At 71.0% G+C, this 24,676-nt stretch carries 22 protein-coding genes, 1 tRNA gene and 3 pseudogenes; 15 read left to right on the top strand and 11 right to left on the bottom strand.

Annotation, left to right across the window (positions count from 1 at the left end):
• Positions 1-77 precede the first annotated feature (77 nt).
• The 7 genes from tmk to ACIA8D_RS29185 all read left to right on the top strand — a co-directional run bounded on the left by tmk (position 78) and on the right by ACIA8D_RS29185 (position 8,884).
• The gene (tmk, locus tag ACIA8D_RS29155; protein WP_399236880.1) at positions 78-3,155 is read left to right on the top strand and encodes a dTMP kinase; all 3,078 of its coding nucleotides are present in this window, start codon (positions 78-80) and stop codon (positions 3,153-3,155) included.
• Positions 3,156-3,321: 166 nt separating this feature from the next.
• Complete coding sequence (locus ACIA8D_RS29160; RefSeq protein WP_399236881.1) at positions 3,322-4,527, top strand: DNA polymerase III subunit delta'; 1,206 nt, start codon at positions 3,322-3,324, stop codon at positions 4,525-4,527.
• Between the two features lie 147 nt (positions 4,528-4,674).
• Positions 4,675-6,252 (top strand): alpha/beta hydrolase, encoded by a 1,578-nt coding sequence (locus ACIA8D_RS29165; protein ID WP_399236883.1) that lies wholly within the window; start codon positions 4,675-4,677, stop codon positions 6,250-6,252.
• A gap of 94 nt (positions 6,253-6,346) precedes the next feature.
• Positions 6,347-6,420 (top strand) — tRNA-Thr (locus tag ACIA8D_RS29170).
• 462 nt (positions 6,421-6,882) lie between these two features.
• Positions 6,883-7,134 (top strand): hypothetical protein, encoded by a 252-nt coding sequence (locus tag ACIA8D_RS29175; protein ID WP_399236885.1) that lies wholly within the window; start codon positions 6,883-6,885, stop codon positions 7,132-7,134.
• The gene (locus tag ACIA8D_RS29180) at positions 7,134-8,384 is read left to right on the top strand and encodes a putative T7SS-secreted protein (RefSeq protein ID WP_399236887.1); all 1,251 of its coding nucleotides are present in this window, start codon (positions 7,134-7,136) and stop codon (positions 8,382-8,384) included. The genes ACIA8D_RS29175 and ACIA8D_RS29180 overlap by 1 nt, the downstream gene beginning before the upstream one ends.
• Positions 8,381-8,884, top strand: a complete 504-nt coding sequence (locus tag ACIA8D_RS29185) for a hypothetical protein (RefSeq protein WP_399236889.1) — start codon at positions 8,381-8,383, stop codon at positions 8,882-8,884. The genes ACIA8D_RS29180 and ACIA8D_RS29185 overlap by 4 nt, the downstream gene beginning before the upstream one ends.
• 76 nt (positions 8,885-8,960) lie before the next feature.
• On the opposite strand, the pseudogene ACIA8D_RS29190 reads toward ACIA8D_RS29185, so the two are convergent.
• A pseudogene (locus tag ACIA8D_RS29190) lies at positions 8,961-9,914 on the bottom strand (tyrosine-type recombinase/integrase); the annotation flags it as partial.
• Between ACIA8D_RS29190 and ACIA8D_RS29195 the strand changes: the two are divergent.
• A pseudogene (locus ACIA8D_RS29195) lies at positions 9,905-10,240 on the top strand (beta-ketoacyl-ACP synthase); the annotation flags it as partial. The pseudogenes ACIA8D_RS29190 and ACIA8D_RS29195 overlap by 10 nt on opposite strands.
• 25 nt (positions 10,241-10,265) lie before the next feature.
• Here the strand turns inward: ACIA8D_RS29195 and ACIA8D_RS29200 are convergent.
• Both ACIA8D_RS29200 and ACIA8D_RS29205 read right to left on the bottom strand, forming a co-directional pair.
• Positions 10,266-11,954 (bottom strand): bifunctional 3'-5' exonuclease/DNA polymerase, encoded by a 1,689-nt coding sequence (locus ACIA8D_RS29200; RefSeq protein WP_399236891.1) that lies wholly within the window; start codon positions 11,952-11,954, stop codon positions 10,266-10,268.
• 195 nt (positions 11,955-12,149) lie between these two features.
• Complete coding sequence (locus tag ACIA8D_RS29205; protein ID WP_399236893.1) at positions 12,150-12,992, bottom strand: nitrilase-related carbon-nitrogen hydrolase; 843 nt, start codon at positions 12,990-12,992, stop codon at positions 12,150-12,152.
• A gap of 131 nt (positions 12,993-13,123) precedes the next feature.
• Between ACIA8D_RS29205 and bla the strand changes: the two genes are divergently transcribed.
• From bla to ACIA8D_RS29225, 4 genes are all read left to right on the top strand, one after another.
• Positions 13,124-14,029, top strand: coding sequence for a class A beta-lactamase (bla, locus tag ACIA8D_RS29210; protein ID WP_399236895.1), 906 nt, complete (start codon positions 13,124-13,126; stop codon positions 14,027-14,029).
• 18 nt (positions 14,030-14,047) lie between these two features.
• Positions 14,048-15,166, top strand: coding sequence for a DUF2786 domain-containing protein (locus tag ACIA8D_RS29215; protein WP_399236897.1), 1,119 nt, complete (start codon positions 14,048-14,050; stop codon positions 15,164-15,166).
• A 94-nt stretch (positions 15,167-15,260) separates the two neighbouring features.
• Entirely contained in the window at positions 15,261-15,614 is a 354-nt protein-coding gene (locus tag ACIA8D_RS29220) for an ArsR/SmtB family transcription factor (protein ID WP_399236899.1), read from the top strand.
• Between the two features lie 41 nt (positions 15,615-15,655).
• Positions 15,656-17,845 (top strand): FUSC family protein, encoded by a 2,190-nt coding sequence (locus ACIA8D_RS29225; RefSeq protein ID WP_399236901.1) that lies wholly within the window; start codon positions 15,656-15,658, stop codon positions 17,843-17,845.
• Between the two features lie 16 nt (positions 17,846-17,861).
• On the opposite strand, the gene ACIA8D_RS29230 is transcribed toward ACIA8D_RS29225, so the two are convergent.
• The 3 genes from ACIA8D_RS29230 to ACIA8D_RS29240 all read right to left on the bottom strand — a co-directional run bounded on the left by ACIA8D_RS29230 (position 17,862) and on the right by ACIA8D_RS29240 (position 20,836).
• Positions 17,862-18,173, bottom strand: coding sequence for a hypothetical protein (locus ACIA8D_RS29230; RefSeq protein WP_399236903.1), 312 nt, complete (start codon positions 18,171-18,173; stop codon positions 17,862-17,864).
• A gap of 211 nt (positions 18,174-18,384) precedes the next feature.
• A complete protein-coding gene (locus ACIA8D_RS29235; RefSeq protein ID WP_399236905.1) occupies positions 18,385-19,842 on the bottom strand; it encodes an aldehyde dehydrogenase family protein in 1,458 nt (485 codons plus the stop codon).
• A 97-nt stretch (positions 19,843-19,939) separates the two neighbouring features.
• Positions 19,940-20,836, bottom strand: a complete 897-nt coding sequence (locus tag ACIA8D_RS29240) for a helix-turn-helix domain-containing protein (RefSeq protein ID WP_399236907.1) — start codon at positions 20,834-20,836, stop codon at positions 19,940-19,942.
• Positions 20,837-21,093: 257 nt separating this feature from the next.
• On the opposite strand from ACIA8D_RS29240, the gene ACIA8D_RS29245 reads away from it, so the two are divergent.
• Entirely contained in the window at positions 21,094-21,591 is a 498-nt protein-coding gene (locus tag ACIA8D_RS29245; RefSeq protein WP_399236909.1) for an ATP-binding protein, read from the top strand.
• A 46-nt stretch (positions 21,592-21,637) separates the two neighbouring features.
• Here ACIA8D_RS29245 and ACIA8D_RS29250 read toward each other — a convergent pair whose 3' ends face one another.
• The 4 genes from ACIA8D_RS29250 to ACIA8D_RS29265 all read right to left on the bottom strand — a co-directional run bounded on the left by ACIA8D_RS29250 (position 21,638) and on the right by ACIA8D_RS29265 (position 23,261).
• The gene (locus tag ACIA8D_RS29250) at positions 21,638-21,880 is read right to left on the bottom strand and encodes a DUF397 domain-containing protein (protein ID WP_266711349.1); all 243 of its coding nucleotides are present in this window, start codon (positions 21,878-21,880) and stop codon (positions 21,638-21,640) included.
• A 165-nt stretch (positions 21,881-22,045) separates the two neighbouring features.
• Complete coding sequence (locus tag ACIA8D_RS29255) at positions 22,046-22,516, bottom strand: SRPBCC domain-containing protein (RefSeq protein WP_399236912.1); 471 nt, start codon at positions 22,514-22,516, stop codon at positions 22,046-22,048.
• Complete coding sequence (locus ACIA8D_RS29260) at positions 22,513-22,875, bottom strand: ArsR/SmtB family transcription factor (protein WP_399236913.1); 363 nt, start codon at positions 22,873-22,875, stop codon at positions 22,513-22,515. The genes ACIA8D_RS29255 and ACIA8D_RS29260 overlap by 4 nt, the downstream gene beginning before the upstream one ends.
• A gap of 5 nt (positions 22,876-22,880) precedes the next feature.
• On the bottom strand, positions 22,881-23,261 hold the full coding sequence (locus ACIA8D_RS29265; RefSeq protein WP_399236915.1) for a glyoxalase superfamily protein: 381 nt from the start codon (positions 23,259-23,261) through the stop codon (positions 22,881-22,883).
• 118 nt (positions 23,262-23,379) lie between these two features.
• On the opposite strand from ACIA8D_RS29265, the gene ACIA8D_RS29270 reads away from it, so the two are divergent.
• Positions 23,380-24,021, top strand: coding sequence for a PadR family transcriptional regulator (locus ACIA8D_RS29270; RefSeq protein ID WP_399236917.1), 642 nt, complete (start codon positions 23,380-23,382; stop codon positions 24,019-24,021).
• Between the two features lie 6 nt (positions 24,022-24,027).
• Positions 24,028-24,144, top strand: a pseudogene (locus ACIA8D_RS29275) (ATP-binding cassette domain-containing protein); the annotation flags it as partial.
• Between the two features lie 146 nt (positions 24,145-24,290).
• On the opposite strand, the gene ACIA8D_RS29280 reads toward ACIA8D_RS29275, so the two are convergent.
• The coding region (locus ACIA8D_RS29280) for an RNA-guided endonuclease InsQ/TnpB family protein (RefSeq protein ID WP_399236918.1) at positions 24,291-24,676 on the bottom strand (386 nt) is incomplete at its 5' end.

Raw genomic sequence — 24,676 nt, forward strand, 5'->3', positions numbered from 1 at the left:
CCCGTGATCCGGTCGGGGAGGCGTTCACACCGGGAACACTCCTTCGGTGTGTCAGCGGGTCCCTATAGGCTGGACGAATGACCCGTGCCGAGCAGCCAACGGACCCCAACACGGCCCCGGACGACGCCCTGGTCGCGGACTCCCGAGAGCGTGCGGTGCGCGCCTTGTTGCGCGTACCTCAGTTGAAGCGACTGTGGTCGGCGCAACTCGTCGGCGGAGTCGGCGACGTGATCGGGCTGCTCGTCCTTGTGGTGCTGGCGGTGCAGACGGCCATCCCCGAGGAGTCCTTCGGCGGTGGATACCGGGGTGTGGCCTTCGCCGTCGCCGCCGTGTTCGGGGCGCGGATCCTGTCGACGCTGCTGTTCGGCGCCGTCCTGCTCGGACCGCTGACCCAGCTGACGACGCCGGGCGGGCCGCTCGACCGGCGCTGGACCATGGTCGGCGCCGACGGCGTGCGGGCCGCGCTGCTCATCGTCGCCCCCCTGTGGGTCGACTGGGTGCCGGACAACGCGCTGGCGATGCTCCTCGTGACCGCGTTCGTCGGCGGTGTCGCCGAGCGGTTCTGGACCGTCGCCAAGGCGAGCGCGGCGCCTGCGCTGCTGCCCCCGCCGCCGATCGAGGGCGCGTCCGTGCGGCCGTTGCCCGACCACACGGACGCGCTGCGGCGGCTCTCGCTGCGCACCGGATTCGTCGCAGTGCCGCTGGGCGCGGCCGGCCTCGTCCTCGTGACCCTGGTGCAGAACCTGATCGCCGCAGGCGTCGACTGGTTCGCCTCGCACCAGGTGGCGCTGTCCTCCTACGTGGGGGCGGGCCTGTTCGCCGCCTCCCTGTCGGTCGTGTTCTTCCTCGAACTGCCCGACACGCAGACCCCGCGCGCGCGGTCGCCGCTGGAGGGGCTGCGCAGGCCCAGCACCGGCACGGGCGTGGACAAGGGCCGCACGGGCGCGATCCGGCTGCTCGTGCTCGCCTGCTCCTGTGTCGCCGGGGCGATCGCCGCGGCCGTCGCCGTGTCCGTCCTGCACGCCAAGGACCTGGGCGGGGGCCCGGTCACGTTCGGCCTGCTCGTGCTCGGCCTGACCGGCGGCACCGTCGTCGGCATCCGCACGGCGCCCAAGGTGCTGCCGCCGCTGTCGCGGCGCCGCCTCTTCGCGCTCGCCATCGCGCTCACCGGCATCGCGCTGCTCGCGGCCGGCCTGGTGCCCGACGTGACGAGCGTGATCCTGCTCGTGACGATCGCCGGAGTCACCGCGGGCATCGCGGCGAACACCGGCCACGCGCTGCTCGACCAGGAGACCGAGGACCACCGGCGGGCCCGCACGACCGAGCACCTTCAGGCCGTCGTACGGGTGTGCGTCGCGCTGGGCGCGCTGCTCGCGCCGGTTCTGGCCGCGCTCATCGGGCCGCACCACCTGGAGAGCGGAAAGTTCGTCTTCGCGCACGGGGGCGCCGCGTTCACGCTGATGCTCGTGGGCGCGCTGCTGCTGCCCGTCGCCGCGCTCGTGCTCGCCAAGGCCGACGACCGCAGCGGGGTGCCGCTGCGGCACGACCTGCGCGACGCGCTGCTCGGTGGGAACGACCCGGTGCAGGCCCCCGCCGCGACCGGCTTCTTCATCGCCCTGGAGGGCGGGGACGGCGCCGGGAAGTCGACGCAGGCGGAGGCGCTCGCGGAATGGATCCGCGGCAAGGGCCACGAGGTCGTCGTCACGCGCGAGCCGGGCGCGACGCCGGTCGGCAAGCGGCTCCGGTCGATCCTGCTGGACGTCTCGTCCGCCGGTCTCTCGCACCGCGCGGAGGCGCTGCTCTACGCCGCCGACCGCGCGGAGCACGTCGACACGGTCGTCCGCCCGGCGCTCGAACGCGGCGCCGTCGTCATCTCCGACCGCTACATCGACTCGTCCGTCGCCTACCAGGGCGCGGGCCGCGACCTGTCGCCGACCGAGGTCGCCCGCATCAACCGGTGGGCCACGAGCGGACTCGTACCGAACCTGACCGTGCTGCTCGACGTCGACCCGGAGGCGGCCCGTGAGCGCTTCACGGAGGCGCCGGACCGCCTGGAGTCGGAGCCGATGGAGTTCCACACGCGCGTGCGCTCCGGTTTCCTGACGCTTGCCGCGGGCGACCCCGGCCGCTACCTGGTGGTCGACGCGGGGCAGGAGCCGGAGGCCGTCACGACCGTCGTCCGGCACCGGCTCGACGTACTGCTTCCGCTCTCCGAGGCCGAGATCAAGGCGCAGGAGGAGGCCCGGAAGGCCGCCGAGGAAGAGGCGCGCCGCAAGGCCGAGGAAGAGGCCGCCCGCAAGGCGGAGGAGGAGCGCCTGGAGCGCGAGCGCCAGGAGCAGCTCGCCAAGCTGCGCGCCGAGGAGGAGGAGCGCAAGCGCCGCGAGCTGGAAGAGGCACAGCGTCTGGAGGCCGAGCGGCAGGCCGAGGAGGCCCGGCAGCGCGCCGAGGAGGAGCGCCGCAGGGCCGAGGAGGAGCGGGCCCGCCTCAAGGCGGAGGAAGAGGCGCGCGCCGCCGAGCAGGAGCGACTGCGCAAGCAGGCCGAGGACGAGGCGCGGCTGCGGGCCGAGGCCGAGGAGCGGCGCCTGGAGAAGCAGCGCAAGGCCGAAGAGGCGCTGCTGCGTGCGGAGGAGGCGCGGCGGCTCGCCGCGCAGGCCGCGGAGCAGGCGCAGCGCAGTGCGGGCGCGCCGACCGCGAACCTCCGCAAGGTCGAGCTCCCGAGCGAGGCCCCAGCGGACGACGCGGTGCCGGACAACGAGACGACCGTGCCGACGCCGATCGTGCGGCCCGACGCCGACGAGACCACGGTGCTGCCGCAGGTGCGGGACACGGCGGCCGCCGAGGACGCCGAGGAGACGACGCAGCTGCCGCAGCCGCCCGCGCCCGGCGCGGCGGACGAGACGGCGGTCCTTCCGCAGGTCTCCGAGCCGGCGGACCGGGTGCCGAGCGGGTACTTCCGCGACGAGCGGCCCGCCGCCGACCCGGACGGGGCCAGCCCCAACGACCGTACGGCGGAGCTGCCGCAGGTCGACGAGAACGGCAGGCCGCGGCGCCCCCGCCCCGACTGGGCGGAGGTGACCCCGCTGGACGACCTGCCGTCGCTGGCGGACGAGTTGCTCGGTGGGCAGGACGAGGACGACCGGCGGCGTCGGCGGTAGGCGTCTGCCCAAGGCCGGGTGGGCAAAATCAAGCCCCTGCGGCGATTGAGCAGCGGGGCCCGGGGCGGAGCCCCGTGGCGTTGGACGGTCTGCCGTAACGGGATGTCAGTGGGGCCCGGCACAATTGCTGAAGTCGGGTTCGGGTGGCGAAAGGAACGGTGGCCGCATGGCCGTGTGGGACGACCTGGTCGGCCAGGACCGGGTGATCGCGGAGCTGACCGCCGCGGCGCGGGACGCGGACGCCCTGGTGACGGCCGCCGCGGCCGACACCCCGCCCCCGACCGCGTCGAAGATGACGCACGCCTGGCTGTTCACCGGCCCGCCGGGAGCCGGCCGGGAGACCGCGGCCCGCGCGTTCGCCGCGGCCCTCCAGTGCGTCAGCCCGGACCGCGCCCTCGGCGGCGCCCCCGGCTGCGGATTCTGCGACGGCTGCCACACCGCGCTGCTCGGCACGCACGCGGACGTGTCGACGGTGGCCGCGGTCGGTGCGGAGATCCTCGTCAAGGACATGCGTGACACGGTCCGCAAGTCGTACACGGCACCGGCGGGCGGCCGCTGGCAGGTGATCCTCGTGGAGGACGCCGAGCGGCTCAACGAGAAGTCGGCGAACGCGGTCCTGAAGGCCGTCGAGGAGCCGGCTCCGCGCACCGTGTGGCTGCTGTGCGCGCCCTCCGTGGAGGACGTGCTGCCGACGATCCGCTCCCGCTGCCGCCTGCTCACCCTGAGCACGCCCGCCGTCTCCGCCGTCGCCGACATGCTCGTACGACGTGACGGCATCGAGCCGGATGTCGCCGCCGCCGTCTCCCGTGCCACGCAGGGCCACATCGACCGGGCCCGCCGCCTGGCCACGGACCCGCGCGCGCGGGAGCGCCGGGCCGCCGTGCTGAAGGTGCCGCTGCGGGTCGAGGAGATCGGCGGCTGCCTCAAGGCGGCGCAGGAACTGGTGGACGCGGCCGCCGAGGACTCCAAGCAGCTCGCCGAAGAGGTCGACACCAAGGAAACGGAAGAGCTGAAGGCGGCGCTCGGTGCGCAGAGCGGCGGGCGGATGCCGCGCGGTACCGCCGGGGTCATGAAGGACCTCGAGGACATGCAGAAGCGGCGCCGCACGCGTTCGCAGCGCGACAGCCTCGACCTGGCGCTCACGGAGCTGACCGGGGTCTACCGGGACGTGCTCGCGATGCAGCTCGGCTCGCGCGTGGACCTGGCGAACGTCGAGATCCAGGACACGTTGGAGCGGGTCGCCCGCGGTACGTCGCCGGAGTCGACGCTGCGGCGGATCGAGGCGATCGGGGCGTGCCGGGTGGCGTTGGACGGGAATGTGGCGCCGCTTCTGGCGGTGGAGGCGATGACGGTCGCGCTCCGCGCGGGTTAGCGGTCGGGTGCCGGGAGCCGTCCCCGGCCTCGGGGCTCCGCCCCGGACCCCGCTGCTCAATCGCCGCAGGGGCTTGATTTTACCCACCAGCCGCTGGCGGCGGCCACGCAAGGTGGCCAGTTCGGCGCGGAGCGTTACGCTCGCTCGATGTACTCCTGGCGCCACCCCCTCACCCCCCGCCGCCGTCCCGCCGCGCTCGCCGTCGCCGGTGGGCTGCTGCTTGCCGCCATCTCCGCCTGCGCGTCGGGCAGTTCGGGGACTCCGGGCTCCTCGCTCGCCGCGCTGCCCCGCTCCACGCCGGCCGATCTGGCCCCGTACTACGACCAGACCCCGAAGTGGCACAAGTGCGGCGTGCCCGGATTCGAGTGCGGCACCCTCAAGGCGCCGCTCGACTACGACAAGCCGTCCGCCGGCGACATCGACCTCGCCGTCTCCCGGAAGAAGGCCACGGGCCCCGGCAAGCGTCTCGGCTCGCTCCTGGTCAACCCGGGCGGCCCCGGCGGCTCGGCGATCGGATACCTCCAGTCGTACGCGGGCATCGGCTACCCGGAGAAGGTCCGGGCCCGCTACGACATGGTCGCCGTCGACCCGCGCGGCGTCGCCCGCAGCGAGCCCGTCACCTGCCTCGACGGCAAGCGGATGGACACGTACACGCAGACCGATGTCACCCCGGACGACGCGGCCGAGCGGGCCCGCCTGGCCGCCGCCTACAAGGGTTTCGGCGCCGGCTGCGAGACGTCGGACCGTACGTCCGGCCGGGTCCTGCCGCATGTCTCCACGGTGGAGGCGGCCCGCGACATGGACCTCGTGCGCGCGGCGCTCGACGACGAGAAGCTCAACTACGTGGGCGCCTCGTACGGGACGTTCCTGGGCGCGACGTACGCGGGCCTGTACCCGGAGCGGGTCGGCAGGGTCGTCCTGGACGGCGCGATGGACCCCTCGCTGCCCGCGCGCGAGATGAACGAACAGCAGACCGCCGGCTTCGAGACCGCGTTCAAGTCCTTCGCGAAGGACTGCGCGAAGCGCTCCGGCTGCCCCCTCGGTACGGGCGCCCCCGCCGCGTCGAGCAAGCGCCTCAAGGACTTCTTCACCACCCTCGACCGCAAGCCGATCGCCACCGGCGACGAGCACGGCCGCAAGCTCGGCGAGGCCCTCGCCACGACCGGCGTGATCGCCGCGATGTACGACGAGGGGTCGTGGCCGCAGCTGCGCGAGGCGCTCACCGCGGCGATGAAGCACAAGGACGGCGCGGGCCTGCTCGCCCTCTCCGACAGCTACTACGAGCGCGACCCCGACGGCACGTACTCGAACATGATGTTCGCCAACGCCGCCGTGAACTGCCTCGACCAGCCCCCGTCCTTCACCTCGCCCGCGGAGGTCGAGAAGGCGGTCCCCGACTTCGAGAAGGCCTCCCCGCTGTTCGGTGAGGGCCTCGCCTGGTCCTCCCTGAACTGCGGCTACTGGCCGGTGAAGGCGACGGGCGAGGCCCATCGCATCACCGCCGAGGGCGCCGCCCCGATCGTGGTGGCGGGCACCACCCGCGACCCGGCGACCCCCTACCGCTGGGCGAAGTCCCTCGCCTCCCAGCTCTCCTCCGGCCGCCTCCTCACGTACGACGGCGACGGCCACACGGCGTACGGCCGCGGCAGCGACTGCGTGGACGGAGCGATCGACGACTACCTCTTGACCGGCACCCCTCCGGCCGACGGAAAGCGCTGCTCGTAGTGCGTGTCCCCTGGTCATAAAGGCTGTACGGAGCACCCCCGGGGAGCGTGTAGGATTGGCGACGTTGCTGACGCACTCCGGTGCGCGTGGCGGCGCCGCCTTAGCTCAGATGGCCAGAGCAACGCACTCGTAATGCGTAGGTCTCGGGTTCGAATCCCGAAGGCGGCTCAGTTGAAACCCCAGGTCACATTGTCTGTGACCTGGGGTTTTCTGTTGCCCGAGGTCTCCTGCGCTAGGCGGCTGGGGTGCCGCATCTTTGCTTGCGTGAGCGATGCGTGAGCGGAAGGGGTGCGAAGTGCCTGGCCGACGGAGCGCTGCCGGTCGGCATGGCGCGATGACGTAGGCCCGCCAGCGCGGTCGTTCCCGGTGGCGCCATGGCCACACCGGCCACCCAGTCCGCGCGACCGCACTCGTCTCCCAAGCCGCATCAGGCCCATCCGGATCTTTGTGCGGTTCCTCGAAGACTCCGCTGCTAGCCTGCCCAGTTGTTCGCGATCATTGATGGGTTCGTGTCAGGTGACTGCTAGGTGCTGAGCACGGGGGAGGGGATGGAACATGTCAGAAGGGTTCTCTGTGGACCTTGATGCACTTCGCAAGGCCGCAACCGGGATTACCACCACTCTGGACGCGATGGCCACCAAGAAGGTGAGTGACATCGATGCTCCCAAGGACGCCTTCGGCCACGACGAACTGGCGTCAGCCGTCGCCGATTTCTGCGATCGGTGGAACATCGGCGTCTCGCACCTGGCCACCGATGGCGCGGAGGTCTCCGACTGGCTGACGCACTGCGTCAACAGCTACGAAAAGGCTGAGGAACACATCCAACTCTCTGTTCAGGGCATTCTTCAGTCCTCGACCGGGTCCGATCCGGGGGCGTCCTGATGGCCGAGCTCGGGGAGACGTCGAACCCCCGTGATCTTGTTCCCGGAACGCCCGATGCTCTGAATACGACCGCTCAGTCTCTCCTCGCCTACGGCGACGTTCTCATCGAGGCCGGCGAGGGACTGGCGAAGATTGAGACCGAAGACGGGTGGAGAGGTCCGGCAGGTGACGCCTTCCGCGATCGTTTCCATGGCGAGCCGTCGAGGTGGGTCAAGGCAGGCGACAACTTCCACGCCGCCGCGAACGCCATGTACGACTACAGCTACACCCTGCGCGCAGCCCAGCAGCGCGCAGAGGAAGCCATATCCCAGTTCGCGCGCGGCGAAGCCACGACGGCAGCTGCAGAGAATGCCCACGCACAGCAAGTCAATCAGGCACGCAGCAGAGGGGATGAGACCGAGATCCCCTTTCATGATCCCGGGGAAGCCGACCGTACAGCCGCCCGCGGGACTCTCGAGACCGCTCGCGGCAACGTGGACAGCGCAGGGCACACCGCGACAGCGCTGGTGAAGAAGGCCACCGAGTCAGCCCCTGAGAAACCGGGGTTCTGGTCCCAGGTCGGTGACTTCTTCAGCGATGTGGGTGAAGGGGCCGTGGACGTGGGCAAGGTCGTCGTCAACGATCTCGCCTCTTTCGGCAACGCGATGATCCAGCATCCGGGCGACAGCGCCGCGATGCTCGGCGGTGCGCTCCTGACCGGGCTCAGCGCGGGCGGTGAAGGGCTTGGCGTCGCCTTGGACGCCACCGGCGTCGGCGCGGTCGCCGGTGTCCCACTCAACGCCGTCTCCGCTGCTGGAATAGCCACGGGCGTGGGTGTGGCGGGCGCCGGAGCCATGGACCTCGCCCAGCATGCCGGAAGCGACTCCAAGGTCGAACCCCTGCGGATGAACAATGAAGGATCCGGCGCCAGCGGCTCCTCACAGCAGCCGGCGTCCGAGCTGATCAAGAATGGTGAGCACTACAAGAGCACCGGCGCCGGTCGCGGAGGGATCAAAATCCCGATGGAAAACGGCCCGCAGAACGGAACCCTGTACAAGACGGATCCGCAGACTGGGAAAGTCACCGGCTACAGCACGTACGACGCCGAGGGGCGTGCGCTGAAGCGTGTGGATCTGGAGGGCGCCGCCCACAACGGAGTGGAGACTCCGCACGTCGTAGAGTTCGGACGCAACACCAATCCGAAGACTGGGCAGGTCTTCGTGGACAAGCCGAAGGACGTGCGCGCCGCGTTCCCCTGGGAGATTCCGTGAGTAGCATCAAACCGTCGTGGTCCGAGCGCGTGCTGCCGGCCTTCTTCAAGCAGTGGCGCACCGACTGGAAGAACGATGAGCTCTCCCCGATCAGCTACATCGACTACGAGGGCGGGGTGCCCTTCGTCCTGGCCGCAGCCTGGCTGTTCTGCCCCGAGACGGTCGAGTACCGCGGCGGCGTGTTCCTCAAGGAGCAATTCCGGGAGGAGAACGTCGACAACTGGTTCGCGAACCTGGGCGACGACCGGGAACGCATCGAAGCAGTCACCAATCAGGTCAAGTTGTGGGACACCTTCGTCAACACCCCTCTGACGGAGGAGGATCAAATTGGCGAGGAACTGCCTCAGCTCGCCCTGGCTCTGGGGGAGTGCTGGCAGGGCGTCCTGTCCACCCGGTATCCCGACCTGAAGATCACTGTCCAGGTGACCGACGAGGAGGACGGATCCTACGGGCCGACGGTGACCTTCTGGTCTGCTCCGGCCGCAGCAGCTCGCGGGTAACGGTACAGAGGAAACTACTGCCTATCTTCACGTTGGCGAGCGCCCCGTAAGTCGCGTGGGCGAAGCGGAGTCGGCCCTACTTCTTGGGCTTCTTCCGCCCGTCCTTCTTCTTGCCCTCGGCCTGCGACTTCTTGGCGCGCTTCGCCTTCTTCCGGGCCTTCTCCGCTTTGTATTCGGCCGCTTCCGCGTCCGTCTTGCGCTGGAGCGGAACCAGCTTGGCCGTGGCCTCGGCTGCGCTCTTGCCGACGTGGGGCAGGACGCTCTGGTAGATGTCTCGCGTGATCCGGGTGTCGCTGTGCCCGAGGGTGTCCGACACGATCTTGATGTCGATGTCGGCGGCGAGCATGAGCGTTGCCGCGCCGTGGCGCAGATCGTGCAGCCGGATCGGCGGGAGGCTGGACGCGGCGACCAGGCGCTCGAAGAGGTCGGTGACCTTGCCCGGGTGAAGCCAGGAGCCGTCTTTCTGTGTGAAGACGTGGCCGGTCTCGACCCAGGCCGTGCCCCACTCCTCGCGCGCCTCGTCCTGGCGTTCGCGATGCCGCTTCAGGACATCGCCGGTGTCGTCGTCGAGGGCGACCACGCGGGATCCGCTGTCGGTCTTGGGCTCGGATGTCTCGACTTCCCAACCGTCCTGGACGAGTTGGGAGGAGACGGTGAGTGAGTAGGTGTCGAGGTTCGTCTCCGACCACGGCTGCCCGCACGCCTCGCCACGGCGCAGTCCCCGGAAGGCGATCAGGTGCCACATCGCGTACAGCCGGTCTTGGGCGACGAAGTCGAGGAAGGCGCCGGTCTGCTGGGGCGTCCAGACCATTACGGGCGACGGCTTCTCGCCCGACTGCTCCCATTTGGCGACCCGCTCGTCCGTCCACACGAGTGCCTTCGGCTTGCGTACGGGATCGATCTCGACGTGGGCGGCCGGGTTGAAGGTGATGATCTGCTGCCCGATCGCGTCGTTCAGGGCCGCACGGAGGGTCGCCTTGACGTGCTGACGGGTGGCGGGGCCGGTGATCCGCCGGAAGGGCGGCATCGACCCCGCTCGGTGACGTAGCCGAACTGCGCGCGCTGCGCCAGGTGTTCGGGGACGACGCCGACCGCATCGCGGTGTCGGCGACCAAGTCCATGACGGGGCACCTGATGGGCGCGGCGGGCGGCGTCGAGACCGTCGCCACCGTCCTCGCGCTGCGGGACCGCCTCGCGCCCGCGACCATCAACCTCGACCGCGTCGACCCGGCAGCCGCGGCCGAGGCCGACATCGTCCGGGACGGACCCAGGGCGCTGCCCGCGGGGGGTGTCGCCCTGAACAACTCCTTCGGCTTCGGCGGGCACAACGTGGTCCTCGCGTTCCGGGCGGCGTGAGCCGTCGGCACCGGTGCGCTCCCGGTCACTTGGCGTCCGCGTAGCACTCCACGACCGCCACCGTGAACGGGAAGCGCACCGGGGTCTCACCGAAGGCGATCCGGCCCGCGAGCTCGGCCGCCTCCGTGATGGCCGCGCTCACCCGCGCCGCCTCCTCCTCGGGGCAGTGCACGATCACCTCGTCGTGCTGGAAGAACACCAACTCGGCCGCCATGTCCGCCAGTTCCCGGCGCAGTGCGGCCAGGACCAGCAGCGTCCAGTCGGCGGCGCTGCCCTGCACGACGAAGTTCCGGGTGAAGCGGCCGCGGGCGCGCGAGTTCGACGAGGCGTAGCCGTACGTCAACCCGCCCGCCTCCGCGGCCTGTTCGGGCTCGTCCTGCGGGATGCCGGCCTCCTCGGGTTCGGCGGCGCCCACGGCGGGCGGGCAGGTGCGGCCCAGCCACGTGCGCACGAGCCGCCCCTCCTCGCCCGCGCGCGCCGCCTCGTCCACGTATGCGACCGCCAGCGGGAAGCGGCGCCGTAGCAGCGCCAGGTTCTTCAGGCCGTCGCCCGAGGTCTGCCCGTATATGGCGCCGAGCACGGCCAGCTTGGCCTGGCCCCGGTCACCGGCGAACGCCCGGTCGGAGACCGCCTGGTAGAGGTCGGCTGCCTGGCCCGAGACCTCCATGAACGCGGGGTCGCGGGAGATCGCGGCGAGGACTCTGGGCTCCATCTGATCGGCGTCCGCCACGACGAGTCGCCAGCCCGGGTCGGCCACGACCGCGCGCCGGATGACCTTGGGGATCTGCAGCGCGCCCCCGCCGTTCGTCGTCCATCGCCCCGAGACCGTGCCGCCCGGCAGGTACTCGGGTCTGAACCGGCCCTCCCTGACCCAGTCCTGCAACCAGGACCAGCCGTGCGCCGTGTAGATGCGGTACAGCTTCTTGTACTCGATCAGGGGCCCTACGGCGGGGTGGTCGATGCCCTCGATCTCCCAGCGGCGCGTCGACGTGAGCTTGATGCCGGCGTGCGCGAACGCCTTGATGACGTCGGCGGGCAGGTCGGGCCGCACCGGTCTGCCGAACGCCTCCGACACCTCGTCCGCCAGCTCCGCGAGGCGGCGCGGCTCGCCCCCGCCGCCGTACCGCTCGCCGAGCAGCTCGCCGAGGACCGCGCGGTGCACGTCCGCCCGCCACGGCAGGCCCGCCGCGTGCATCTCGGCGGCCACCAACATGCCCGCCGACTCGGACGCGGTGAGCAGCCGCATCCGGCCCGGCTGCCCGGTGGCCTCGTGGCGGCGCTGCTGCTCCGCGTAGACCTCGACGAGATCGGTCAGCGGTACGTCCACGGGTGGGCGTGGTTCGAAGAGGGACGACTGGGAGCCGGGGGCGGCGACGCGGGGCGGCGGATCGGGCGGGACGGGTGCGCCCTTCAGGCGGGCGAGGGCCGCGGCGGCGGAACGGGGGTCGCCGTGCCGCCCCTCGTGCGCGACCAGGAGGTTCTCGGCGGCCTCGATGTCGTAGCAGCGCTCCACGCGGGCGCCTGCGGCGAGCAGCTGGGGGTAGACGGCGTGCGTGTCCCGCCACACCCAACGGGTGACCTCCGGTCGGGAGCGGACGGCGGTCACCAGGTCGGGCTCCCGGGTGACCGGTCCTGCGGGGTGGCCGTCCGGGCCCAGCGGCACCAGGTCGGCGCCGCCGTGCTCGGTGGGGGCCAGGGCCCATCGGTCTGTCACATGGCCGAGTGTCACACCCGGCACTGACAATCTTTCCGCCGCGACGGCGTTGCGGCCGCGGGGCTCCGCCCCGGACCCCGCTGCTCAATCGCCGCAGGGGCTTGATCTGGTCGACCATCTCAAGCCCCGCCGGCGATTGAGGCGCGGGGTCCGGGGCGGAGCCCCGCGAGCCCGGCCTGATCCAAACGACAAGCCCTAGCTGTCGCCGCCCTCGTCGATCAACCGGCGGACCTCCCGGTCGACCAAACCCAGCCGCGCCTCCGCCACCAGGGGAACCGCCCTCCGCTGGCGGCGCGCCTCGTGCAGATCGAGGTCGACCGTGACGAGCCCCGGCTCCCACTGCGGCGCCTGCGCCACCACCGTGCCGCGCGGGTCGACCACACGGGAGCCGCCCCAGAAGGACGCCCCGTTCTCGTTGCCGACGCGGTTCACGAAGACGACCCAGCACTGGAGCATCTTGGCCGTGTACGACAGGAGCGTGTCCCAGTACAGGGTCGTGTCCATGGCCTCCGGGTCCAGCGTCGCCGCGCTGTTCGCGGGCACGAACAGGACCTCCGCGCCGTCCTGCACCGCCAGCCACGGCAGCACCGGCTGCCACGCGTCGTTGCAGACCAGCGTCGCGGCCCTGCCGTGCTCGCCGGGCAGGTCGTACGCGCGCGAGTGCTGACCGGGGCTGACGTGCTTGCGCTCCTCCCAGGCCAGGTAGTTCGGGAGGTACAGCTTGCGATGGGCGTGCAGCAGGGCGCCGCCCGCGTAGTAGGCGGAGGTGTTGTACGCGCGCAGGCTGGTGTGTTCGTGCAGGCCCACCATGACGTCCGGGCCGTCCGGGGACGTGAGGCCGAGCAGCCGCGGGTCGTTCGTGGCGATCGACGTGTCCGACTTCAGGCCGCCGAGGTGATAGCCGTGCAGGCTCAGTTCGGGAAAGACGACGAGATCCGCCCCCTGGGCCTTGGCCTGCGCGATCTGTTCGCGGGCCGTGTCCAGGTTGGCGTCCACATCGCCGAGTTCGCAGTCGGTCTGCGCCAGTGCCACTCTCATGCCCCCGAGCCTCGCACGTCGCGGCGGCCCCTGGCATCTCGGTGGGCCGCAACCGTTCGGGTGGTCAGGACCGTCCTCGTACCCGAGTCGAACAAAAAGATCACCGCCGCGCAGAAAGGACCACCCCCACCGTGTCCACCACCCGCCGCGCCATCCTCACCACCGCGACCGCGCTGGGCGCCACCGCGCTCGCCGGCACCGCCTCCGCCGCTCCTCGGCCGGCATCCGGCACCACGCACGCCGACGGCCGCTTCGCCGCCCTCGAACGCAAGCACGGCGCCCGCCTCGGCGTGTACGCGCACGACCTCGGCACCGGGCGCACCGTCCGCCACCGCGCCGACGAGCGCTTCCCGATGTGCTCCACGTTCAAGACGATCGCCGTCGCCGCCGTGCTGCGCGACCTCGACAAGGACGGCGAGTTCCTGGCCCGCCGCATCCGCTACACGCAGGCCGACATCGACCGTGCGGGCGGCGCCCCGGTCACCGGGAAGCCCGAGAACCTCGCGCACGGCATGACCGTCGCCGAGCTGTGCGGCGCCGCGGTCTCGTACAGCGACAACACCGCCGCGAACCTCCTCATGGAGCGCCTCGGCGGCCCCGCCGCCGTCACCCGCTTCGTCCGCTCGACCGGCGACCGCACGACCCGGCTCGACCGCTGGGAGCCCGAGTTGAACTCGGCCGAACCGGGCCGCGTCACCGACACCAGCACGCCCCGCGCGCTCGGGGCGACGTACGCGCGCCTGGTCCTCGGCGACGCACTCGCCCCCGCCGACCGCGACCGGCTGACCCGGTGGCTGCTCGACAACACCACCAGCGGCGAACGCTTCCGGGCGGCGCTGCCCGCCGACTGGGTCGTCGGCGACAAGACCGGCACGGGCCGGTACGGCACCGCCAACGACGTCGGCATCGCCTGGACGCCGGACGGGGCGCCGGTGATCCTCTCCGTCCTGTCGACCAAGCCGGACCCGGCCGCAGAGGGCGACAGCCCGCTGGTGAAGCGGGCGACGGAATTGATCGTGGAGTCCCTGACCGCTTAGGGCTGGGATCATGGCCGTATGAGCGGTACGAGCAGCGGGGACAGCACGGTCGAGCGGGCCTTCGCCGCCGCCCTCCACGACGGCGGCGACCTCGACACGGGGGCCTCGCTGCTCGCCGCCGACCCGGCGTCCGACGCGGAACTCGCCCTGCGGGGACGGGAGTTCGTGCGGCGGGCGTGGGAGCGCGGCTGGCAGCCGGCCGACGTGCTGCGGATGGTCGTACGGCAGGAGGGCCTGGACGCGGGCCACGAACGGCTCGCGGCCCGCCTGATCCGCGGCGAGACCGAGCGGTACGAGCACCTGCCGCCGCGCTGGTCCGCCCAGCTCGCCGAGCTGCCGGCGGAGGAACCCGCCCGCACGGACCGGTTCTCGGGCGCCACCGCCGCCCTGGAGCTGTACCGACTCCTTGCGCGGCTGCCCGCGATCGAACCGGTCGGCCCGGTGCCGGGGGAGTCGGTCACGGTCCCGGTGGCGGGCGAGCCGCGGGCCCTGGCGAAGATCCGCGCGCTGCTCGCCAAGGCGGAGCGGACCGGGTACCCGCCGGAGGCGGAGGCGCTGTCGGCGAAGGCGCAGGAGCTGATGGCCCGGCACTCGGTCGACGAGGCGCTGCTCGCCTCCCGTACGCACGCCAAGGACGCGCCCGCCGCCTGCCGGATCGGCGTCGACGCCCCCTACGAGACGGCGAAGGCGGTCCTCCTCGACGCAGTGGCCTCGGCGAACCGCTGCCGGGCGGTGTGGAACTCGGCGTTCGGCTTCTCGACGGTCGTCGGCTTCGAGCCGGATCTGGAGGTCGTCGAGGTGCTTCACACGTCGTTGCTCGTGCAGGCCACCGCCGCGATGACGCGCGCCGAGGCCGAGCAGCGGGCGGGCGGCAGGAAGCGCACGAAGACCTTCCGGCAGTCGTTCCTGGCCGCGTACGCGCACCGGATCGGGGACCGGCTCGCCGCCGTCGCCGACCAGGTCACGCAGTCGGCGGGCGACGCCCTCCCGGTCCTCGCCGCCCGCGACGTCGCGGTCACCGGCCGCGCCGAGGAAATGTTCCCCGAAACCACGACGACCCGCATGCGAGGCGTCACCGACGGAGCGGGCTGGGAGGAGGGCACGGCGGCGGCACAACAGGCCCGCCTGGACGGGTGAGCCGGCGTCGGACGGCGTAGAGCGGGCAGGTGGGTCCTGGCGGCCACCGGCGGGCGGCGGCCGCGCTCATTCATCCGGGAGCAGGGAGGACGGCATGACGTTGGCGCAGGTGGCGGCGGCGGGTACGACGAGCGGGCACCGGGCGGCGCCGGTGCATGTCGATCCGGTGGATGTGCCGCTGGGGGCGGCGCTCGTCGCGCTGGCCGATCCGGTGCGGCGTGCGCTTGTGCGGGAGTTGTCCGGGGCCGTTGATTGGGAGCGGACCTGCGGGACCTTCGACGTGCCCGTCACCAAGGCGACGTTGAGCCGGCACTTCTCCGTGCTGCGGGAGGCGGGGCTGCTGGAGCAGCGGGACGCCGGGCCCAGGCGGCTCAACCGGCTGCGCCGCGCCGAGTTCGACACCCGTTTCCCCGGTCTCCTGGACCTGGTGCTCCGCGAAGGGGAGTAAGGCCTGCCGTCAGGAAAGGTGGATGCCCGTATTCTGGCGAAATGAGCTGGTTCCGGGCGTTGAAGGTGACCACGCGCTCGGGCCTGACCGTCGAGCGCAAGCGCCTCGAACCGCTGATCGCCCTGCGCGGCGCCGCGGGGCTCGCGATCGTGATCGCGGTGAGCCTGTCGCTGTTCGGCCCCGCGGTCGCGGCCGGTTCCGCCTTCGGCGCGTACCAGGCGGCGATCGCCACGTTCCAGCGGAGCTGGCGGCCGCGTCCCGAACTCGCGCTCGCCTCCGGCGCCAGCCTCGGCATCTCGACGTTCCTCGGCTATCTCACCGGCTCCCACCTCGTCTTCTTCCTGCCGCTGCTCGCGCTGTGGACGTATCTCGCGGGGCTCGCCTGGGCGGCGGGGCCGACCATCGGCATCATGGCGTCGTCGAACGTCGCGATGATGCTCGTGACCATCACCCTGCCGACGACGATCGCCGAGGCCGCCGGCCACGCGGCGATGATGGTCTTCGGCGGCCTGGTCCAGGCGGCGCTGGTGATCCTCTTCCCCGTACGCCGATGGGGAGCGCACCGCGACGCCCTCGCCGACGCGCTCGCGGCGGAGGCCGACTACGCGCGGCGGCTGCGGCACGATTCCGTCGCCGCGTTCGATCCGGAGCCGCTGATGCTGGCGCGCAACGCCGCCGCGCTCACGCCGCGGCAGGCCCGGACCCGGCCCGCGCAGCTGCACGGTGCGCGGGGCGTCGCGGAGCGGATCCGACCGGTGCTCGCCTCGCTCGCCGATCCGGCGGTCGGCGTGCCGGAGGAGGGGCCCGAGCGGGACCGGGTGCGGGAATTGCTGGCCGCGACGGGGGCCCTTCTCGACGCCGCGGCGAGGGCCATCCGGCACGGGTCGCCGGTGCGGGTTCCGCCGGATGCGGTCGCGGCGTTCCGGTCCCCGGACACCGGGGCGATCCTGTCCGGGCCGCCGCAGCGTGCGGCCACCCGTCTTGGCTCGCTCCTCCGTGACGTCCTGGAGACGGCGGGCGGGGTGCGGCCCTCCGACGACACGGTCGCCGACCTCACGCCACGGGGCTCCGCCCCGGACCCCGCGCCTCAATCGCCGGCGGGGCTTGATCTGCACACCCGTACCGACGAACCCGCCCCGGCTCCCATCGCGAAACCGCTTCGGCGGCCCAGCATCTTCGCCCTGTTGCCCGTCGCCGTCCGGGCGATCCGGCGGGAGGCGCGGCCCGGGTCGCCGGTGTTGCGGCATGCGAACCGGGTCGCCGCGGTCGCCGTCGCCGGGTACCTGATCGGTGACGCCCTCCCGTACGGCCACGGCTACTGGGCGCCGATGTCGGCCGTGATGGTCATGCGCCCCGACTTCTCGCAGACGTACTCGCGGGCGGTGGCCCGGTTCGGCGGCACGCTCGTCGGTGTCACCCTGGCCACCGCGATCCTCCAGGTCGCCCACCCCGGCACGTATCTCTCCGCGCTGTTCGCCGTGGTGTGCGCGGCGTTGATGTACCTGCTGATGCGCACGGGCCAGCTCGCCGCCCAGTGCTGCGTCGCCATGTACGTGGTGTTCCTGCTCGGCATGGGCGGCCAGGAGTGGAGCCAGACCGTCCCCGAACGCGTCGTGCTCACCCTCGTCGGCGGAGTACTGGCCATGCTGTCGTACGCCCTGTACCCGGCCTGGGAGACGCCGCGCCTGCGCACCCACCTCGCCGACTGGCTGGCCGCGCTCGGCGAGTACGCCGCCGCGGTCGTCGCCCACTACGCCAGCCCGGCGGGCAAGAGCTGCCCGGACGTGCGCGAGGCCCTGCTCAAGGCCCGGGACGCGCACATCGCCTGGGAGCAGGCCGCGGCCCGCGCCAAGACCGAACCCGTACGCCACCGCGGCCTGTCCAACGCCGCCGCCGACGACGCCGCGCACGCCCTGCATCACATCGGCCGCGTGGTGATGCTGATGGAGGCGCACCTGCCGGAGCGCGGCGCGACCCCGGTGCCCGCCGCCGACGCGCTCGCCGACGCGCTGCGCGACGCGACCCGCGACGGCGCCCAGGCCATCCGCGAGCGCCGGATCCCGCGCTGGAAACCCGTCCGCGAGGCCCTCGACGCGTGGGACGGCGAAGGCGTCCCGGACCGGGTGGTGCGCCGCGGGGCCGGACTGTTCCTCGAAACCCTGGAGGAACTGTCCGACGCCCTGGACACCGACGTACCGCCGATGACCCGGGAGTCGACCGACCAGCGGTGACCCGGCCAGAGGCGACTCAGTTCGTCGGGAGGCCGCTGGGCAGGCCGGTCGGCAGCTCGCCGTCCTTCGCCTTCTTGAACGTGTCCTGCCGGCCGGCGTCCCACGCGATCCGCATCGTGCTGCCGTCGTTGGACTCGACCGCGCCCTTCGTGCGGTCGGTGTTCCCGTCCGCGCACCGGAGGCTGAGCGTCGGCTTCCCGGCACCCGTCAGGGTCCCGGTGCACAGGTGTCCGTCGGCGGTGGTCAGCGCGGCCTGCTGCGCGCCGACGACGAGGACGACGGGCTTGCCGCCGCCGGACGCCTTCCACACACCCTCGGCGTCCTTCACGGAACCGGGGGAAGAGTCCCCGGCGGGTGCCGACGAACTCCCCTTCGAGGCCGAGTCAGAGCCCTTGCCCTGGGCCTTTCCACCGTTTCCACCGTCGTCGTCACCCCCGCCGCTGCACCCGCCGAGGGCAAGCGCCACCACCACGGCGGCAGCGCCCACTCCGCACCGCACGGTCCTGCTGCGCACAACGTCTCCCAACCTCAGTACGTCCTCAGAACGGGAACTGCGAGCGCCCCCGCTGCACCGATATCCACTTCTGCGTGGTGAACGCCTCCACCGTCGCCTCGCCGTTGAGCCGCCCGATCCCGGACTGCTTCTGCCCGCCGAAGGCGACGAGCGGCTCGTCGTGCACGGTCCCGTCGTTCACATGGAACATGCCGGTGTCGATCCGCTGGGCGAAGGCCACCCCGCGCTCCACGTCGCCCGTGTGCACGGCGCCGCTCAGCCCGTACGGGGTGTCGTTCGCGATCCGCACCGCCTCCTCGTCCCCGTCGAACGGGATGAGCAGGGCGACGGGGCCGAAGATCTCCTGCCGCAGCACGGGGGAGTCGGCGGGCAGCCCGCCGAGCACGACCGGTTCCACCATGTTCCCGTCCACACCCCCGCGTACGAGAGCGGTGGCGCCCTCGGCGACCGCGGTGGCGACGACGCTCGAAATCGCGTCCGCCTGCGTGGAGTTGATGACCGGCCCGATGACGGTGGCGGGGTCGCGCGGGTCGCCCGTCTTGAGGGAGGAGACCTTCGCCACGAACTTCTCCGTGAACTCCTTCTCCACCTTGCGGTCCACGAGGATCCGGTTCGCCGCCATGCAGACCTGGCCCTGATGGACGTACCGGCTGAAGACCGCGGCGTCCACCGCGTAGTCGATGTCCGCGTCGTCGAGCACGGTCAGCGCGCTGTTGCCGCCGAGTTCGAGGATCGACTGCTTGAACTGCGCGGCGCAGACCGTCGCGACATGCCTGCCGACCTGGTCGGAGCCGGTGAAGGAGATCACCTTGGGCACCGGGTGGGTCAGGAACGCGTCACCGATCTCGGCGATGTCCGTGATGACGACGTTGAGCAGCCCGGCCGGCAGGCCCGCGTCCTCGAAGAGCTTCGCGATCAGCGAACCGCCGGTGACCGGGGTGTTCTGATGCGGCTTGAGGACCACGCCGTTGCCCAGCGCGAGCGCGGGCGCGACGGACTTCAGGGACAGCAGGAACGGGAAGTTGAACGGCGAGATGACCCCGACGACCCCGACCGGCACCCGGTAGAGCCGGTTCTCCTTGCCGTCCACGGGCGAGGGGATCACGCTGCACTGCGGGCGCAGCGCCAGCTGCACCGACTCGCGCAGGAACTCCTTGGCGAGGTGCAGCTCGAAGCCGGCCTTGACCCGCGTACCACTGAGCTCGTCGATGATCGCCTCGGTGATCTCCTCCTCGCGCTCCTCCAGGAGGCGCAGGGTGCGCTCGAGGACGGCGCGGCGCGCGTACGCGTTGGTCGCCGCCCAGTCCTTCTGGACCCGCTCGGCCGCGCGGTACGCCTCGTCGACCTCCTCCACGGAGGCGACGGTGATGGAGGCGAGCTTGTCCCCGTTGTAGGGATTGAAGTCGATGATGTCCCACGCCCCGCGTCCGGGACGCCACGAGCCGTCGATGTACTGCCGGTCCAGTTCCGTGAAGTAGGACATGTCATCCCTTGCTGCAGCGCCGGGCACCTCTGATGCACGTCATCGTACGTGCGGGTAACGACAGTTGCAGCAGGAGATCTGTCAACTCACAGCAGGCTCAAGCCAATTCGGACAACGCGTCACGAAGCAGTCGCACACTGTCCTCGGGTGAGGGGCACTGGGTCGCGAGTTCCGTCATCGCCTTCGAGTACTGCGTCACGTCCTCGCGTTTGTCCAGGTACAGCGCGCTGGTGAGCTGTTCGAGGAAGACGACGTCCGAAAGGTCGGACTCCGGGAACGTGAGGATGGTGAACGTGCCGGACTCGCCGGCGTGCCAGCCATGGCTGAACGGCATGATCTGCAACGTCAGATGAGGGAGCGAGGCCAGCTCGATGAGGTGCTCCAGCTGCCCGCGCATCACCTCGCGCCCGCCCTGCACGCGCCGCACCGTCGCCTCGTCGAGCACGATGTGCACCTGCGGCGCCCGCTCGTCGACCAGCAGCTTCTGCCGTTCGATGCGCAGCGCGACCCGCCGCTCGACGTCCTCGCGCGCGGCGCCCCTCATGCCCTGCTCGACGACCGCGTGGGCGTACCCCTCGGTCTGCAGCAGGCCGTGCACGAACTGGGCCTCGTAGCCGCGGATCTGGGTGGCCGCGCCCTCGAGTCCGAGGTACGTGGGGAACCAGCCGGGCAGTACGTCGCTGTAACTGTGCCACCAGCCCGCGACGTTGGCCTCCTTCGCGAGCGAGAGCAGCGCGGAGCGCTCCGCCTCGTCATCCACCCCGTACAGCGTCAGCAGGTCGGCGACATCGCGCGTTTTGAAGCTCACCCGTCCCAACTCCATGCGGCTGATCTTCGATTCGGAGGCGCGAATCGAGTAGCCGGCGGCCTCGCGGGTGATCCCGTGCGATTCCCGCAGGCGCCTCAGCTGTGAGCCCAGCAGGATGCGTCGCACCACCGAGCCCCCACCAGAGTTCAGCGCCTGGGGCGACCCCCATGCCTCCCCAGCGGTCACGTCTCTTCATCCTCCCCATTGGTCCACGGCCGAAGTCTGCCATCAAAAAGCTCCAGCCTGTACTCGTTCGGTTACAGAAACGGAAAGATCACGAACTACATGCGCAAGAAGTCGTAGGAAGAAATGCGCGAGAAGCGGTACGGGGTTGCTCAAGTCGGGCGCGTGCACGTGCATCTGCCCTTGCATCCGCTGTACGCATTCGGAACGATGGCGCCACCACCGCTCGCTGCGTACTGCGAAAATGGGGAGTGCCTCGCATGGGGACGGACGGATCGACCATGCTCGAGCCTTTGAGCGAGTTAAGGCGCGGCTTGCCTCCGGTCGACCCCTCGGCCGTCTCCAGCACCGCGTCCTGCGCTCTTCCCGCCCGCTATGAAGCGGTGCGCTGCGCCCGGGAGTTCAGTTGCAGGGCGCTCGCCGACTGGGAGGCGTTGGAGCGCTTCGACGACATCTGTCTGGTCGTCTCCGAACTCGTCACCAACGCGCTGCGGCACGGCCTGCCGGCGGACACACCGCACGGCCAGGATCCGCCCGTACGGCTTCATTTGATGCACTGGTCTTCGCGCGTAGTGTGCGCGGTCCGCGATCCCAGCGACGACAGTCCGGTCGCCCAAGAGGTGGACATCGACGCCGACTTCTCGGCGGAGTCGGGGCGCGGCCTGTTCCTCGTCGACTCCTTCGCCGACAGCTGGGGCTGGCATCCCCTGGCGGGGGTGCCGAGCGGCAAGGTGGTCTGGGCGCTCTTCCGGCTGTGAGGTCGTGCGGTTGTGAGGCCTGCGGACGCCGCCTATTGAAGCCGCGTCAGGCCCCGGCCGTCAGATGGTCGAATTCCCCGTCCTTCACGCCGAGGAGCATCGCCTCTATCTCCGCGGGCGTATAGACGAGCGCGGGCCCCTCGGGAAAGTTCGAGTTGCGTACGGCGATCCTTCCGCCGGGCAACTTCGCGAACTCCACGCAGGAACCCTGCGAGTTGCTGTGCCTGCTCTTCTGCCAGACCACTCCGTGCAACTCCGTGGCCGCCATGCCGTTGTACACGTGGTGCACGGTTCGCTCCCCGGTGGTGCTGTCAGTGCTGTAACAGTGAATGATTCTGTGGTCAATGTGAAAGCCGGGACGGCAATGATCAACTGCCCCAACTGTCCAGGATCATAGCTGCGTTCATATGCCCATGCATGGGCAGATGCACGTGCACGCGGGGTGTTCTCGCAGTTACAGCTCGGAAAGCGCCTTCCCCAGCGCATGCATTACATGCGATCGCCAGCCACCGTCCATGATCTTTCTGGCCATCGCCTGGGCCGGATCGTCCGGATCGAGTCCTTCGTGAACGAGGAAAAGGCGCGTCCCACGGCCTTCCGCGTGCAGCGTCCAAGTGATCGTCCAGTCGGCGGGATTGGCCGGATCTCGATCCGCCCAGCGCATCCTCAGCATCCGCTCGTCCTCGTAGGCGAGGACCTCCGCCTCGACCGTGCCGGAGAAATTGGTGTTGGGGCGCGGCACCGCGGTCATCGTGTAGCGGTGGCCGACCGCGAGCCGGAACTGCTCGCCGCCCGGCATCATCCAGCGCTCGATCAGCTCGGGCTCGGTCAGCGCGCGCCAGACCTTCGCGGGCGGGTGCGGAAAGAACTGGTCGACCGTGATGGTGGTGGGGTCGGGCGTCGGGTCGGGCTCACTGGTGCTCATGGGGCGCCATCGTCGGGCATGGCGTCCAGTACGTCGCTGAGATCACTCAGCTTCTTCCGCCAGAATCGCTCGTAGGGATGCAGCCAGTCCTGTACGTCCGCGAGCGGTGCGGCCTCCAGGCGGTAGATCCGCTGCCGGCCCGAGCGCTCCTCGGAGACGAGGCCTGCGTCGCGCAGCACTCTGAGGTGTTCGGAGAGGCTGGGCCGGGCCATGTCGAAGCGGTTCGCCAGTGACCCGGCCGGCTGCGGGCCGTGCTCCCGCAGCAGGCGCAGGATCTCGCGCCGGGTGCCGTTGGCGAGCGCGCCGAAGATCCGGTCCGGGTCCTGGCCGGTGGCGGGGTGCGCGCTCGCGGGGGTCATGGCGGTCAGAAGCTCCCAGTCTCGTTCTCGGTGATCAGCATCAGGCCGTTGCCGTCCGGGTCGGTCAGGCCCGCCATCCGACCCCACGGCAGCTGCTCGGGCCCGCTGACCTCGACGCCCGCGGCCTTCAGGCGCGCACAGTCCGCGTCGACATCGGTCGTGACGAACATGATCCCCCGCGCCGAACCGGGCGTGAAATCGCCCATGCCGGGTCCGGCCAGCGTGAAAACGGTCTGCGCGCCCGCGGGCGCGACCTGAAGCCAGCGGCCCGGCGGCATCTGCCGGTCGACGACGACGTCAAAGCCCAGCACGTCGACGTAGAAGCGCAGGGCGCGGTCCTGGTCGGTGACGGGGAGGGTGAGGAAGGAGGCGTGGGTGATGTTCATGCGCCCGACGATATGTAGGGTTTTCCCTACGCGTCAAACGTAGGGAAAGCCCTACGCGTTTTGTGCGCCGCTTGACCGGCGGCAGAGGCCTGTGCCCCCGGCGTCTACGCTTGACCGCATGTCAGCGATCCGCCTGCTGGTTCTCGGGGCCGTACGCCAGCACGGCCGCGCGCACGGCTACCAAGTACGCAACGACCTGGAGTTCTGGGGCGCCCACGAGTGGTCGAACGCCAAGCCCGGCTCGATCTACCACGCGCTCAAGCAGATGGCGAAACAAGGGCTGCTGCACGCCCATGAGGTCGCGCCCTCCACGGCCGGCGGCCCGCCGCGCACCGAGTACGAGCTCACGGAGCAGGGGCAGGAGGAGTACCTCACCCTGGTCCGCTCGTCGCTGACCTCGTACGACCAGCGGCCCGACATCCTCACCGCGGCGCTCGGCTGCATGGTCGACCTGCCGCGCGACGAGGTCGTCGCCCTGCTCAAGGAGCGGGTGCGGAGCATGGAGGAGTGGCGGCGCTCCGTCACGGAGTACTACACCCCCGAGGACGGGCCCGAACAGCTGGGCCACATCGGCGAGATCATGAACCACTGGGTCTTCTCGGCCGACACCGGCGCGAAGTGGACCAGGGGTCTGATCGCCCGCATCGAGGGCGGTGCCTACACCTTCGCGGGCGAGGGTGAACCCTTCGTCGGGGTGCTCGCGGAGGGGCAGGAGAACCCGTTCGCGGCGGCGGAGCGGGATCGGGCGAAGAACCGCTAATCAAGTTTGACGAATGGGGCGGGCAAGGCCACCGCCGTGCGCGTCATGACCACATTGCTGAGGCCCGACGGGGGCCGCGTCGAGGTGGCGGGCCACGACGTGCGGCGCGCCCCGGACGAGGTGTGGCCGGCGGTGGCGTGGCCGGTGGCCATGGTCGCGGTCTTCTTCCCGCCGGCGGTACGGAGGTTTGGTTCGCGGGGCTGAACAATTGACATGCTCCTCGGGCTGAAGCCCGAGGATTCTGGCCATCCCTGCCGATTGCTGTGCCGCTACGCGGCACGGTTTTCGGTAGGTGATTCCGTGGCTTCCTGTTTCTTCGCACCGTGCCGCGCCTCCGATGGTGCTGGAGGGCTGGCCTTACTGATGCTCCGCAGGCTCGAACCGCGCTGTCCGGCGGCTTTGACGTTCTTCGCGGCGTTGATGTCGCGATCGTGATGGGCCCCGCAGACGGGGCAGTCCCATTCTCGGATGTGGAGGGGTTCGGGTGTGTCGAGGTGTCCGCAGGTCGAGCAGGTGCGGGTGGTCGGCTCGAACCGGTCGATCTGTACGAAGGCGCGCCCGTACCGCACGGCTTTGTACGTGAGCATGTTGACGAACATCGACCAGCCCGCGTCGTGCACGCTCTTGGCCATCGTCGTGCGTGCGAGTCCGGCCA

Source organism: Streptomyces sp. NPDC051684, assembly GCF_044453445.1.
Classification (GTDB): Bacteria; Actinomycetota; Actinomycetes; order Streptomycetales; family Streptomycetaceae; genus Streptomyces.